Source organism: Hydrogenophaga sp. L76 (assembly GCF_057654755.1).
In genome coordinates, this window is sequence record NZ_CM172807.1 from 3566741 (window position 1) to 3580028 (window position 13288).

A 13288-nucleotide genomic window follows, 5' to 3' on the forward strand; every position below is an offset into this window, starting at 1 on the left:
AACGAAGGTTACCGTGGCAACTGGATCCGCAACTCTGGCCAAAACAGGCAAGTTCGGCGACCTGCGTCGCCGACTGGTGTTCCTGTTGCTGGCCTTGGTGGTCTACCGCGTCGGGGCACACATTCCCGTGCCCGGGATTGATCCTGCGCAACTGGAACAGCTGTTCAAGGGCCAGGCAGGCGGCATTCTGAGCCTGTTCAACATGTTCTCTGGTGGCGCCTTGTCACGGTTCACCGTGTTCGCGCTGGGGATCATGCCGTACATCTCGGCGTCCATCATCATGCAGCTCATGACTTACGTGGTTCCCACGTTTGAGCAGCTGAAGAAAGAGGGCGAAGCCGGCCGTCGCAAGATCACCTCCTACACCCGCTACGGAACGCTGGGTCTGGCCATCTTTCAGTCGATGGGTATTGCCCTCGCGCTGGAGGGTCAACAGGGCCTCGTCATCGACCCCGGCATGGCGTTCCGTCTGACGGCCGTGGTCAGTCTGGTGGCGGGAACGATGTTCCTGATGTGGCTGGGTGAGCAGATCACCGAGCGCGGTCTGGGCAACGGCATCTCGATCCTGATTTTCGCAGGCATTGCCGCCGGTCTGCCAAGTGCCATTGGCGGCTTGCTTGAACTGGTGCGCACCGGTGCGATGAACATTCTGGTGTCGATTTTCATCATCGCGCTGGTGATTCTGGTCACATACTTCGTGGTGTTTGTCGAACGCGGACAACGCAAGATACTGGTGAACTACGCGCGCCGTCAGGTGGGCAACAAGGTCTACGGCGGACAGTCGTCACACCTGCCGCTCAAGCTGAACATGGCTGGCGTGATTCCACCGATCTTTGCATCGAGCATCATCCTGCTGCCCACCACGGTGGTGAGCTGGGTGAGCACCGGTGACTCCACACGCTGGTTGCGTGACATTGCTTCGGCCCTGTCGCCCGGTCAGCCGATCTATGTGGCCCTGTACGCCGCTGCGATCATCTTTTTCTGCTTCTTCTACACGGCGCTGGTATTCAACAGCCGTGAAACGGCTGACAACCTGAAGAAGAGCGGCGCATTCATTCCCGGCATTCGCCCGGGTGACCAGACGGCGCGCTATATCGACAAGATTCTGTTGCGACTGACTTTCGTCGGTGCGATCTACATCACCGCGGTGTGTCTGTTGCCGGAGTTTCTGATCCTGAAGTACAACGTACCGTTCTATTTTGGCGGCACCTCCCTGCTGATCATTGTGGTGGTCACCATGGACTTCATGGCCCAGGTACAGAACTACATGATGTCGCAGCAATATGAATCGCTGCTGAAAAAGGCTAACTTCAAAACTTCCGTTGGCAACTGATTTGGCCGTATGTCCAGGGACGATGTGATCGAGATGCAGGGCGAGGTGATTGAAAACCTGCCCAACGCAACTTTCAGGGTCAAGCTGGAAAATGGCCATGTGGTCCTGGGGCATATCTCCGGCAAGATGAGGATGCATTACATCCGTATCCTGCCGGGTGACAAGGTCAAAGTGGAGCTCACGCCCTACGACCTGACCCGGGCACGGATTGTTTTCCGATCGAAGTAATGAGCGGTTGTTTTGAGAAATTTTGGAATATCTAGGAGAAAACTATGAGAGTTTCAGCTTCGGTCAAGAAAATGTGCCGCAACTGTAAGATCATCAAGCGTCACGGGATTGTGCGAGTCATCTGCACCGATCCCCGTCACAAACAGCGTCAAGGCTGATCGGTTCGTTTAGAGGAACATCATGGCTCGTATTGCAGGCATCAACATTCCGCCGCACAAGCACGCCGAAATCGGCTTGACGGCAATTTTTGGCATTGGTCGTACCCGCGCTCGCAAGATTTGTGAAGCCTGCGGCATCGACTACGCCAAGAAAATCAAGGACCTGACCGACGCGGAACTCGAAAAAGTCCGTGACCAGGTTGGCGTTTTCACGATCGAAGGCGATCTGCGCCGCGAAACGACCATGAACATCAAGCGTTTGATGGACATTGGTTGCTACCGTGGTTTCCGCCACCGCCGTGGCCTGCCAGTGCGCGGTCAGCGCACCAAGACCAATGCCCGCACCCGCAAGGGACCGCGCAAGGCAGCCCAGTCGCTGAAGAAATAAACGGTTTGAAGGACCCTCATGGCTAAGTCACCCAACAGCGCCGCATCCGCACGCGTCCGCAAGAAAGTCCGCAAGAACATTGCCGACGGCATTGCCCACGTGCACGCTTCGTTCAACAACACCATCATCACCATCACCGACCGCCAGGGCAATGCATTGTCCTGGGCTTCGTCGGGTGGCCAAGGTTTCAAGGGTTCGCGCAAGTCGACACCCTTTGCCGCCCAGGTGGCTTCCGAGGTGGCTGGTCGTGCTGCCATCGAGCAGGGCATCAAGAACCTGGACGTCGAGATCAAGGGCCCAGGTCCTGGTCGCGAATCTTCGGTTCGTGCTCTGGGTGCCCTCGGCATCCGCATCAACTCGATCGCCGATGTGACGCCCGTGCCTCACAACGGCTGCCGCCCGCAGAAGCGCCGGCGCATCTGACGCCGTACCGCCGAGCGCGGTATAATCAAAAGCTTTTTTCAGCGCCACCGCAGTCTCTGCGGTGGCATTTTTGCTAAGCCCACCGCCATCCCGTTCAGGGAATGGCTCCCGCAATGGCCTCTTCGCGATGCCGGTTGCGGCAGACAACTCAAGGAACCCAAAGTGGCACGTTACCTCGGCCCCAAGGCCAAACTTTCCCGCCGTGAAGGCTCTGACCTGTTGCTCAAGAGCGCCCGCCGCTCGATCAGCGACAAGGCCAAATTTGATTCCAAGCCCGGTCAGCATGGCCGCACCTCGGGTCAGCGCACCTCCGATTTCGGCGTGCAGCTGCGCGAGAAGCAGAAGGTCAAGCGCACCTATGGCGTTCTGGAGCGCCAGTTCCGCCGCTACTTCGCTGAAGCCGATCGCCGCCGTGGCAACACCGGCGCCAACCTGTTGTTCCTCCTCGAAGCGCGTCTCGACAACGTGGTCTTCCGCATGGGCTTTGCCTCCACCCGCGCTGAAGCGCGCCAGATCGTGTCGCACAAGGCGATCACCGTCAATGGGCAATCGGTCAACATCCCTTCCTACTCGGTCAAGGCCGGTGATGTCATCGCCGTGCGCGAGAAGTCGAAGAAGCAGGCCCGCGTGATCGAGGCGCTGGAACTGGCCAAACAGATCGGTTTCCCGGCCTGGGTCGACGTGTCGGTCGACAAGGCTGAAGGCGTGTTCAAGAAGTCGCCTGACCGCGACGAATTCGCCTCCGACGTCAACGAATCGCTGATCGTCGAACTGTATTCCCGTTAATTTCGTTCCCGGTCACTGCTTCATGGCAGCGGCCGGGCCATGCTCCGTCTGCCTTATCGGTGTAACGAGCCGAGGGTACTGAAGGAAGTCTGAATGCTGAACAATCTGCTCAAGCCCAAAACCATCAACGTCGAGCAAATTTCGACCAATCGCGCCAAAGTGACCCTGGAGCCCTTTGAGCGCGGCTACGGGCACACGCTGGGCAACGCATTGCGTCGCGTGCTGTTGTCGTCCATGACCGGCCATGCGCCCACCGAAGTCACCATCGCTGGGGTGGTGCACGAGTACTCTTCCATCGACGGCGTGCAGGAAGATGTTGTCAACATGTTGCTCAACCTCAAGGGCGTGGTCTTCAAGCTGCACAACCGCGACGAAGTCACCTTGAGCCTGCGCAAGGACGGCGAAGGCTTGGTCACGGCGGCTGACATCCAGACGCCGCACGACGTCGAGATCGTCAACCCCGGCCACGTCATTGCCACCCTGTCGGCCGGCGCCAAGCTGGACATGCAGATCAAGGTCGAAAAAGGCCGTGGTTACGTGCCGGGCAGCCTGCGTCGCAACGACGACCAGTCGCGTTCACTCGGCCGCATTGTGCTGGACGCTTCGTTCTCGCCCGTGAGGCGCGTGAGCTACACCGTCGAGAGCGCCCGCGTTGAACAGCGCACCGACCTCGACAAGCTGGTTCTGGAAATCGAAACCAACGGTTCCATCGGTCCTGAAGAAGCCGTTCGTGCTTCGGCCAAGATCCTGGTGGAGCAGCTGGCGGTGTTCGCTCAGCTCGAAGGCGTGGAACTGTCGGCATTCGACGCGCCTGCCCAGCGCAGCTCGCAGCAGTTCGATCCGATCCTGCTGCGTCCGGTGGACGAGCTTGAACTCACCGTGCGTTCGGCCAACTGCCTCAAGGCAGAAAACATCTATTACATCGGTGACCTGATCCAGCGCACCGAGAACGAGCTGCTCAAGACCCCCAACCTGGGTCGCAAGTCGCTCAACGAAATCAAGGAAGTGCTCGCTTCGCGCGGCCTGACCTTGGGCATGAAGCTCGAAAACTGGCCGCCGGCTGGTCTCGACAAACACTGAACTCGTCGACACCCGTCTGACGAACCTCCAGTACCTGATACGGCTGGAGGCAAAACACTGAAAGGAACTCACCATGCGTCACGGACACGGACTTCGCAAACTCAACCGCACCAGCGAGCACCGCCTCGCCATGCTGCGCAACATGATGAACTCGCTGCTCACGCACGAAGTCATCAAGACCACGGTGCCCAAGGCCAAAGAGCTGCGCCGCGTGGTTGAACCCATGATCACCCTGGCCAAAGTGGCCACCGTGGCCAACCGCCGTCTGGCGTTTGACCGCCTGCGCGACCGCGATGTGGTCGTCAAACTGTTCAATGAACTGGGTCCGCGCTTTGCCGCACGTCCCGGTGGCTATACCCGCATTCTCAAAATGGGGTACCGCGTGGGTGACAATGCACCCATGGCGCTGGTCGAACTGGTCGACCGGGCAGAAGATGCCGCTCCGGTGGCAGACGACGCCAAAGCGTGATAGAATACAAGGCTTGACGCGGAGTGGAGCAGCCTGGTAGCTCGTTGGGCTCATAACCCAAAGGTCGCAAGTTCAAATCTTGCCTCCGCAACCAATCCGGAACTTGCCAGAGTTCCTCAACAAAGCCCGCTTCAGCGGGCTTTGTTGTTTCTGCGCTCGCCTTGTGCAGCCCGACGTTCGTCTGCGGTATCAATCCGGAAGAACCGCTGTCACTTCGATCTCGATCTTGGCCCGCTCTTCCACCAGAGCGCTCACCTCAACGCAGGTCATGGCCGGGAAGTTTTTCCCCATCACTTCGCGGTACACGGTGCCGAGTTCACGCAGTCGGTCGTTGTACTCCACCCGGTCGACGATATACCAGGTCATGCGCACCATGTGTTCTGGCCCGGCGCCGGCGCAGGCGAGCACGGCATGGATGTTCAACAGCGCCTGGCGGGTCTGGGCGATGAAGTCGTCGGACTCGAACACCTGTTCGCTGTTCCAGCCGATTTGCCCACCGACAAACACCAGCGTGCCGCGGGCTGCCACGCCGTTGGCGTATCCCTTGGGGGTGGCCCAGCCGGGCGGTTGCAGGATTTTCATGGGGGTGGTGGGTGTTGTTGGGGTGGATCGGATCTGACAGATGCCCATTTCAGGCGCCTGATTCGGTGGCGAGCTTGCGCAGCGCGAATCGCTGCAGCTTGCCCGTTTCGGTGCGCGGGAGCTGCGTCACAAAGAGTACATCGCGGGGGTATTTGTAGGGGGCGAGCGTGTGTTTCACATGGTCCTGCAGCGCCTTGACCTGCGCGGCGTCGCCCGTCTCGCCGGGCTTGAGCACCACATAGGCCACGATCACCATGCCGCGTTCATCATCGGGGCGTCCGACCACGCCACATTCGGCGACTGCGGGGTGTTGCAGCAAGGCGGCCTCGACTTCGGGGCCGGCCACGTTGTAGCCGGCGGTGATGATCATGTCGTCGGTGCGCGCCTGGTAGATGAAATAGCCGTCGGCGTCCTGGCTGAAGGCATCACCGGGGTAGTTCCAGCCGTCCTGCACGTACTGCGCCTGCCGCACATCGTCGAGGTAGCGGCAACCGGTCGGCCCTTTGACCGCCAGCCGACCCACCTGGCCGCGGGGGACTTCCTGACCCGCCTCGTCCACGATCCGGGCTTCGTAGCCAGGCACGACCTGCCCAATGGCGCCCCGCTTGACGCTTTCGGGCGCGGAGGAGATGAAGATGTGGAACATCTCGGTGGCGCCGATGCCGTCGAGCATCTCAAGACCACTGGCTTCTTTCCACAGCTGTCGTGTGGCGTCGGGCAGGCCCTCGCCCGCGCTCACGCTGAGACGCAACTCGCCGATGCCGTGCTGCTTCGCGAACGCGGCCATCTGTCGGTAGAAGGTGGGTGCGGTGTAGCAGATGGTGGCACCCACCCGGTTCATCAGCACCACCATCGCCTCGGGCGTGTAGGGGATGCTGGGAAAATAAACGGATGCGCCCGCATACATGGGGAACACCAGCAGGCCACCCAGGCCAAAGGTGAACGCCAGCGGAGGCGAGCCCATGACGATGTCGTCGGGAGTGGCTCGCAAAACGTGGCGCGGCCAGGTCTCGCAGGCCGCGATCAGGTCGCGGTGGGTGTGCACGGCGGCCTTGGGTTTACCGGTGGTGCCCGAGGTGAAGGCCAGCAGGGCGATGTCATCGCTGCTCGTTGGGCAGGGCGGTGTGGCGTCGGCGGGTTGGTGGCGCGCCAGGGCTTCCAGTGAATCGGGCAGTACCACCGCCGCGTCGCCAGTGTTGAACAGGCGCACGGGCAGGGGCGCAGTGTCGGGGTCGGCGGCCAGCGCGGTCCTGAGTTCGTCCTGCAGCTTCACATCGCACAGCGCGGCACTGGGCCGGGCCTTGGCGATGACGGCTTGCAGTTCCACCGCGCGCAACAGGGGCATCGTGGCCACGGCGATCAGGCCGGACTGCACGACGGCGAGCCAGGCCAGCGCCATGGCGATGGAGTTGCCACCCCGCAGCAGCACGCGGTTGCCGGGGATCAGTCCCAGATCGTGCGTCAGCACATGGGCCATCCGGTTCACTTCGGCGCGGGCCTCGGCGTAGGTGAGCGTGCGTTCGTCGCTGCGAAACAGCGGTCGATGGGCATGCCCCTGGGCGAAGGCGCGGTCAAACAGGGTCTGTACCGCGTTGAGTTGCGCGGGCAACTGCAACTCGGGCAGGTCGTAGCGCAGCTCCGGCCACTGTTCGGGCGGGGGCAGGCGGTCGTGAACGAATCGATCAGTTTGTGCAGATGGCATGTGGGTCTCCTGTACTCAGTCTGCATTCGCGACCGGCGCGACATGCCCAAACCCGGAAATGCCACGGAACCGGCTTGGCCGGGGCGCAGGCATTGCCCACTTATGGAGGGCGCGCGAAGCGCGGCGGGGGTGTTTCATTTCAATGCGTTTTTGCCAAGGATGAGCAACTGCACCTCGCTCGCGCCTTCGTAAATGCGCAGCGAACGGATGTCGCGGTAGAGGTGCTCGATGGTCTGGCCCACCTGCACGCCGCGTCCGCCGAACATCTGCAGCGCCATGTCGATCACGCGCTGGGCGTTCTCGGTGGCGGTGAGCTTGGCGCTGGCGGCCGCTGCGGTGTAGGCCGGTGTGCCCGCGCCCTGAGTGGCGCTGCAGTCGCGTTGCCAGGCGGCGCGGTAGGTCAACAGGGCGGCGGCGTCGATGAGCGCGCTCATCTCGCCGAGCTTCGCCTGCGTGAGCTGGAAGTCCCCCAGGGTCTGGCCGAACATCTTGCGCGTCTTGGCGTGGGTCACGGCTTCGGCAAACGCGCGACGCGCCATGCCCAGTGCGGCCGCTGCCACCGAGGCGCGGAAGATGTCGAGCGTCCGCATGGCGAGCTTGAAGCCGCCGTTGACGGGGCCCACCAATGCCTCTGCACCGATTTGGCAGTCTGTGAAAGTGAGTGTGGCCAGCGGGTGCGGTGCCATCACCTGGATGTGCGCGCTGCTGTCCAGGCCCGGTGTGCCGGCGTCCACGATGAAGGCGCTGATGCCGCGCGCACCCGCGCCGGGGTCGGTCTTGGCAAACACCACATAGAAGTCGGCCAGATCGCCGTTGCTGATCCAGGTTTTGCAGCCGTTGAGCGCCCAGCCGCTGCCGGTCTGCACCGCCTGCGTGGCCATGGCGGCCACATCGGAGCCGGCTTCCGGCTCGCTGAGCGCAAAGGCGGCAATCTTCTCGCCCGTGGCCACCGCGCTCAGGTAGCGGGCCTGCTGCGCTGGCGTGCCGGCAAGCGTGATCGCGCCGCTGCCCAGTCCCTGCATGGCGAAGGCGAAATCGGCCAGGGGAGAGTGGTAGGCCAGGGTCTCGCGCAGGATCACGAGCGCGCGCGAGTCCAGCTCGGGCAGGGCGCCGCCGTGGGCTTCGGGCACGCAGTAACGCAGCCAGCCGGCCGCACCCAGGCGATGCCCCCATTCTTTGCAGGCGGCGCGGTCGTCGGACTCGTCCACCTTCTGTTCGTGCGTCCAGGCCACGAGGCCGTTGGCGAGTGCGCGGTGGGCGTCGTCGAAGAAAGGCAGTTCGAGGTGCGCGGTCGGCGCCAGCGCGCCGTGCGGGTGGGGGTGTTCGAAGGCGACCATCTCAGTCGCCCTCAAAAACCGGGCGCTGCTTGGAGGCGAACGCCTCGTAGGCGCGGCGGAAGTCCTGTGTCTGCATGCAGATGGCCTGGGCCTGGGCTTCGGCTTCGATGGCCTGGTCCAGCGTCATGGCCCACTCCTGGTGCAGCATGGTCTTGGTCATGCCGTGGGCGAAGGTGGGGCCTTGGGCTAGCTGGGCCGCGAGCTTGTGCGCCGCTGGTAGCAGCGCGGCGCTCTCGTGCAGCGCATTGAAGAAGCCCCAGGCCTGGCCTTCGGTGGCCGACATGGCGCGGCCGGTGAACAGCAGCTCGCTCGCCCGGCCCTGGCCGATCATGCGCGGCAGCAAGGCGCAGGCGCCCATGTCGGCACCGGCCAGGCCGACGCGGGTGAACAGGAAGGCCACGGTGGCAGCCGGTGTGCCCAGGCGCAGGTCCGAAGCCAGGGCCATCATCGCGCCGGCCCCCGCGCACACGCCGTCGAGCGCGGCCACGATGGGCTGCGGGCAGGCGCGCATGGCGCTCACCAGCGCGCCCGTCATGCGGGTGAAGGCCAGCAGCTCGGGCATGCTCATCTTGGTGAGCGGACCGATGATCTCGTGCACGTCGCCGCCCGAGCAGAAGTTGTCGCCCGCACCGGTGAGCACCACGGCCTTGATGTCGGTGGCGCGCTGCAGGGCCAGGAACCAGTCGCGCAGCTCGGCGTAGGAGTCGAACGTCAGCGGGTTCTTGCGCTCGGGGCGGTTGAGCGTGACGGTGGCCACGCCTTCGCTGACGCTGAGGGCAAAGTGTTGCGGCGTGGTGTCGGCCATGGCGCTGTACTGGCCATGCATGGGGTTGTGGTCGGGGATGGGGTGTTTCATAGGGCGAGGTCCATGTCGGGGTGGGTGTCTTGGCAAGACACACCACGGAACTGGCTTTGCCAGGCCGTGGGTGTGGTCCCCCCTTGGGGGGAAGACGCGAAGCGGCGCAGGGGGGTCATTCGCCCCCCTGGTTGATGTCGAGCTGGTGTTGTTTGACCTTGCCCAGCAGTTTGTGCAGGTTGTCGAGATCGCGGGCGCTCAGGCCTTCAAAGGCTGCCACGATCCATTGTTCGTGTTGCCGGGCCATGTCGACAAACTGCTCGCGGCCGTGGTCGGTCAGTCGAACGCGAAAGGCGCGCCGGTCGCCATCGACGCCCACGCGCTCCACCAGACCTTCGGCCACCAGCTGGTCGGTGATGCCGGTGACGTTGCCCCCCGTGACCATGAGCCGGTGCGAGAGCTCCTTCATCTTCAGGCCCTCGGGGTGGCGTTCCAGTTGGGCCATGAGGTCGAAGCGCGGCAGGGTGGTGTCGAAGTTTTCCCGCAGGCCCGTGCGCACGCGTTTTTCGATCAGCTGCGAGCAGGTCAGCAGCCGCAGCCACAGACGCAGTTCGTGCGCGTGTTCGCTGTGGGCGCGGGCTTCGAGATCGAGGGTGTCGGGGTTCATGCTCATGGGGCCTCGGCGGGGTCCGGTGTGGCGACGCTGCCTTGCATGGTCTGCTGGCGCGCGACCTCGCGGTAGAGCTGGTCGCGCCCGCTTTCGTAGGGGCGCGGCCATTCAATGGCGCGGGTCTGCAGTTTGGCCGCTTCGTGCAGCGTCCAGGCCGGGTCGGCCAGGTGGGCCCGGGCCACGGCGCAGAGGTCGGCGCGGCCGGCGCCGATGATGCTGTTGGCGTGGTCGGCCTCGGTGATGGCGCCCACGGCCATGGTGAGGATGCCGGCTTCGTTGCGCACGCGGTCGGCGAACGGTGTCTGGTACATGCGGCCATAGACCGGTTTGGCCTGGCGCGTGGTCTGACCCGAAGACACGTCGATCACGTCGCAGCCGGCGGCCTTGAACAGCCGGGCCATGGCCACCGCGTCGTCGGGCGTGTTGCCGCCGGGTGCCCAGTCGTGTGCCGAAATGCGCACGCTCATGGGTTTGTCGGCCGGCCACGCGGCGCGCATGGCGGCGAACACTTCCAGCGGGTAGCGGCAGCGGTTCTCCAGCGAGCCACCGTAGTCGTCGGTGCGCTCATTGGTGAGCGGGCAGATGAAGGCCGAGAGCAGGTAGCCGTGGGCGCAGTGCAGTTCGAGCCAGTCGAAGCCCGCGGCGGCGGCGCGCCGGGTGGACTCGACAAAGGCCGCCGTCATCGCGTCCATGTCGGCGCGGGTCATGGCGCTGGGCACCTGGTTCTGTGGACCGTAAGGCACGGCGCTGGCCGAGAGCAGCGGCCAGTTGCCGCTGGGCAGCGGTTCGTCGATCTGTTCCCAGCCGAGCTGGGTCGAACCCTTGGCACCGCTGTGGCCGAGCTGGAGACCGATCTTTGCGCTGCTGCTGTTGTGCACGAAATCCGCGATGCATGCGAAGGCCGCCTGTTGTTCGTCGTTCCACAGGCCGGGGCAACCCGGGGTGATGCGGCCCTCGGGCGTCGGGCTGGTCATCTCCACCATCACCAGCGCCGCGCCGCCCAGAGCGCGCGCGCCCAAGTGCACCAGATGGTAGTCGCCGGCCACGCCGTCGGTGGCACTGTATTGCGCCATGGGCGAGACGACGATGCGGTTCTTCAGCGTCAGTCCGCGCACGGTCAGCGGCAGCAGCATGGGTGGCGTGGGATGGCGGCCGACGGTGGCACCAGGCCGCGCCTGGTGCTCCAGCCAGGCCTCATACCCTTCCAGCCACTGCGGATCGCGCAGGCGCAGGTTTTCGTGGCTGATGCGCTGGCTGCGCGTGAGCAGCGAGTAGGCGAACTGCTGGATGTCCATGCCGGTGTAACGGTCCACGTTCTCAAACCACTCGGTGGAGTTGCGCGCCGCGTTCTGGATCTTCAGCACCTCCACGCTGCGGCGTGCCTCGTAGCCTTTCAGCACTTCCTCCATCGATTCGCTGCGCCCAGCCGCATCGCGGAATTCGTCGGCCAGGTCGATGGCGTCTTCCAGCGCGAGCTTGGTGCCGCTGCCGATGGAGAAGTGCGCGGTGTGTGCGGCGTCGCCCATGAGAACAATGGGTGTGTTTTTGCCTGCGATGTCCTGCCAGTGCACCCAGGTCTGGCAGATCACGCGGGGAAAGCGGATCCAGTTGGCCGAGCCGCGCAGGTGTTTGGCATTGCTGATCAGGGCATTGCCATCGAGGTATTTCGCGAACAGCTTTTCGCAGAAGGCCACACCGTCCTCCTGGCTCATGGTGTCGATACCGTGGGCCTGCCACACGTCTTCGGGCGTCTCGACGATGAAGGTCGAGGTTTGATCATCGAACTTGTAGGCATGCGCCTGGAACCAGCCGTGTTCGGTCTGTTCGAAGGCGAAGGTGAAGGCGTCAAAGGTCTTCTGGGTGCCGAGCCAGACGAAGCGGCATTTGCGGGTGTCGATGTCGGGCTGGTAGGTGGCCTCGTAGCGCGTGCGGATGCGGCTGTTCAGGCCGTCGCTGGCGATCACGAGGTCGGCGCTGTACTGCTGCGCGAGCGCCTGGTCATCGGTCACGTCGGTCTCGAACACCAGGTCCACGCCCAGCGCCAGGCAGCGCTCCTGCAGGATGTTGAGCAGACGCTTGCGGCCGATACCGATGAAGCCGTGGCCGGAGGAGCGCACGCGTCCGCCCTTGTAGAACACCTCGATGTCGTCCCAGTGGTTGAAGGCGTCGGCCATCTGCTGCGCCGACTCCGGGTCGGCGCGGCGCAGGTTCTGCAGCGTCTGGTCGGAGAACACCACGCCCCAGCCGAAGGTGTCGAACGGGCGGTTGCGTTCGACCACCGTGACGGTGAGCGAGGGGTCGCGCCGCTTCATGAGCAGGGCGAAATACAGGCCCGCGGGGCCACCACCGATGCACAGGATGCGCCGCAGCGCCGGGATTGAGGTGTTCATGTCTAATTAGTTTAGACCTGAATTAAATGCATCCAATCGGGAAAACCCGTATGTCCTTGATCCATACGGTGGCCGGTCATGGCCGATGATGCAAGAATGATCCATCAACCCAAGGAGGCGACCATGTCCCTGTACCGCTTTAAATCACGTGAAACCGGCGATCTTGTCATGCTGCAGCCGTATGGCAAACGCGTCCTGGAAATCCTGGGCAAAGACCCTTCGGGTCCCGGCATCTTGCAGCCCGATGAAATGGCCGCAGGGGTCCGGGCGCTGCACGACGCGATCGCGGCCGAAGAGGCCGAGCAGCAGCGGCTGAAGGACGAAGCCGTTGCCCAGGGCGAGTTGCCACCGGAATTTGAGTCGGTGAGCCTGCGCATGCGCTGCGCACCGTTCATCGAGATGCTCAAGCGCTGCGAGCAGGCCCGGGTGGACATCGTCTGGGGGGTGTGATTCCTCGCAGCGCCGATCCGTCTGGTAGGGGGAATCGACGGGTCGGGTCTTCAAGGGTGTGGCAGCTGCGACCGCAGAGGCAGGTCTGTCACGATGCCCAGCGCGCGTGCCGCCTCGTTGGCGTGGCTGACCACGCCGCAGGCCAGTGTGGACGCGGCCTGCCCGATGCAGGCGCTCGTGTGTGACACGGTGCAGGCGGCCAGCCCCTGCGCCTGCAGCAGCGCCAGGCCGGCAACGCCCGCCGCGTCTTTGCCCACGCCCGCATCGTTGAACACCGACAGCAGCGGTCGTACGGCCAGCGCATAGCGGGCCGAGTTCAAACCCCCATGCGAACCGCTCAAAGCAATGCAGCCCGCGTCGGCGGGCTGCAGTTCGGTGATGGAGTCCACCACCCGGATCCGGAGGGGTGGTGGCTGCAAGGTCTTCACCCAGTGACACCCGGGATCGGGCTTTGCCCGTCCGGAGGTGTCGTCCCCTGGAGGGGCCGGCGCAGAGC

16 protein-coding genes and 1 tRNA gene are annotated in these 13288 nt (G+C 63.8%); 10 read left to right on the plus strand and 7 right to left on the minus strand.

From position 1 onward, the window contains the following. Nucleotides 1–13 precede the first annotated feature (13 nt). The 9 genes from secY to AC23D4_RS17480 all read left to right on the plus strand — a co-directional run bounded on the left by secY (nt 14) and on the right by AC23D4_RS17480 (nt 4959). Nucleotides 14–1333 (plus strand): preprotein translocase subunit SecY, encoded by a 1320-nt coding sequence (gene secY / locus AC23D4_RS17440; protein WP_305361023.1) that lies wholly within the window; start codon nt 14–16, stop codon nt 1331–1333. Nucleotides 1334–1342: 9 nt separating this feature from the next. Continuing rightward, on the plus strand, nt 1343–1561 hold the full coding sequence (infA, locus tag AC23D4_RS17445; RefSeq protein WP_305361024.1) for a translation initiation factor IF-1: 219 nt from the start codon (nt 1343–1345) through the stop codon (nt 1559–1561). A 44-nt stretch (nt 1562–1605) separates the two neighbouring features. After that, nucleotides 1606–1719, plus strand: coding sequence for a 50S ribosomal protein L36 (rpmJ, locus tag AC23D4_RS17450; protein ID WP_084236402.1), 114 nt, complete (start codon nt 1606–1608; stop codon nt 1717–1719). A 22-nt stretch (nt 1720–1741) separates the two neighbouring features. Then, a complete protein-coding gene (gene rpsM, locus AC23D4_RS17455; RefSeq protein WP_177137292.1) occupies nt 1742–2107 on the plus strand; it encodes a 30S ribosomal protein S13 in 366 nt (121 codons plus the stop codon). 18 nt (nt 2108–2125) lie between these two features. Continuing rightward, nucleotides 2126–2530 carry a 30S ribosomal protein S11 gene (gene rpsK, locus AC23D4_RS17460; protein WP_066091821.1) on the plus strand — a complete coding sequence of 135 codons (405 nt, stop codon included), beginning with the start codon at nt 2126–2128 and terminating at the stop codon, nt 2528–2530. A gap of 162 nt (nt 2531–2692) precedes the next feature. Continuing rightward, nucleotides 2693–3316: a 30S ribosomal protein S4 gene (gene rpsD, locus AC23D4_RS17465; protein WP_305361025.1), complete on the plus strand. Its 624-nt coding sequence runs from the start codon at nt 2693–2695 to the stop codon at nt 3314–3316. 93 nt (nt 3317–3409) lie between these two features. After that, nucleotides 3410–4396, plus strand: a complete 987-nt coding sequence (locus tag AC23D4_RS17470; RefSeq protein WP_177137294.1) for a DNA-directed RNA polymerase subunit alpha — start codon at nt 3410–3412, stop codon at nt 4394–4396. 73 nt (nt 4397–4469) lie between these two features. Next, on the plus strand, nt 4470–4865 hold the full coding sequence (gene rplQ / locus AC23D4_RS17475; RefSeq protein ID WP_472886842.1) for a 50S ribosomal protein L17: 396 nt from the start codon (nt 4470–4472) through the stop codon (nt 4863–4865). 17 nt (nt 4866–4882) lie between these two features. After that, a tRNA-Met gene (locus tag AC23D4_RS17480) sits at nt 4883–4959 on the plus strand. A 95-nt stretch (nt 4960–5054) separates the two neighbouring features. On the opposite strand, the gene AC23D4_RS17485 is transcribed toward AC23D4_RS17480, so the two are convergent. The 6 genes from AC23D4_RS17485 to AC23D4_RS17510 all read right to left on the minus strand — a co-directional run bounded on the left by AC23D4_RS17485 (nt 5055) and on the right by AC23D4_RS17510 (nt 12342). Next, nucleotides 5055–5447, minus strand: a complete 393-nt coding sequence (locus AC23D4_RS17485; protein WP_472886843.1) for a RidA family protein — start codon at nt 5445–5447, stop codon at nt 5055–5057. Nucleotides 5448–5496: 49 nt separating this feature from the next. Then, nucleotides 5497–7149: an AMP-binding protein gene (locus tag AC23D4_RS17490; protein ID WP_472886844.1), complete on the minus strand. Its 1653-nt coding sequence runs from the start codon at nt 7147–7149 to the stop codon at nt 5497–5499. Between the two features lie 134 nt (nt 7150–7283). Then, nucleotides 7284–8486: an acyl-CoA dehydrogenase family protein gene (locus AC23D4_RS17495; protein WP_472886845.1), complete on the minus strand. Its 1203-nt coding sequence runs from the start codon at nt 8484–8486 to the stop codon at nt 7284–7286. Between the two features lies 1 nt (nt 8487). Next, nucleotides 8488–9342, minus strand: coding sequence for an enoyl-CoA hydratase family protein (locus AC23D4_RS17500; protein WP_472886846.1), 855 nt, complete (start codon nt 9340–9342; stop codon nt 8488–8490). Between the two features lie 115 nt (nt 9343–9457). Beyond that, nucleotides 9458–9949, minus strand: coding sequence for a MarR family winged helix-turn-helix transcriptional regulator (locus AC23D4_RS17505; RefSeq protein WP_472886847.1), 492 nt, complete (start codon nt 9947–9949; stop codon nt 9458–9460). A gap of 2 nt (nt 9950–9951) precedes the next feature. After that, the gene (locus AC23D4_RS17510) at nt 9952–12342 is read right to left on the minus strand and encodes a bifunctional salicylyl-CoA 5-hydroxylase/oxidoreductase (protein ID WP_472886848.1); all 2391 of its coding nucleotides are present in this window, start codon (nt 12340–12342) and stop codon (nt 9952–9954) included. A 123-nt stretch (nt 12343–12465) separates the two neighbouring features. Here AC23D4_RS17510 and AC23D4_RS17515 point away from each other — a divergent pair, with 123 nt between their 5' ends. Next, complete coding sequence (locus AC23D4_RS17515; RefSeq protein WP_472886849.1) at nt 12466–12792, plus strand: DUF1840 domain-containing protein; 327 nt, start codon at nt 12466–12468, stop codon at nt 12790–12792. A 50-nt stretch (nt 12793–12842) separates the two neighbouring features. Here AC23D4_RS17515 and AC23D4_RS17520 read toward each other — a convergent pair whose 3' ends face one another. Beyond that, nucleotides 12843–13181, minus strand: a complete 339-nt coding sequence (locus AC23D4_RS17520) for a hypothetical protein (protein WP_472886850.1) — start codon at nt 13179–13181, stop codon at nt 12843–12845. Nucleotides 13182–13288: the final 107 nt, after the last annotated feature.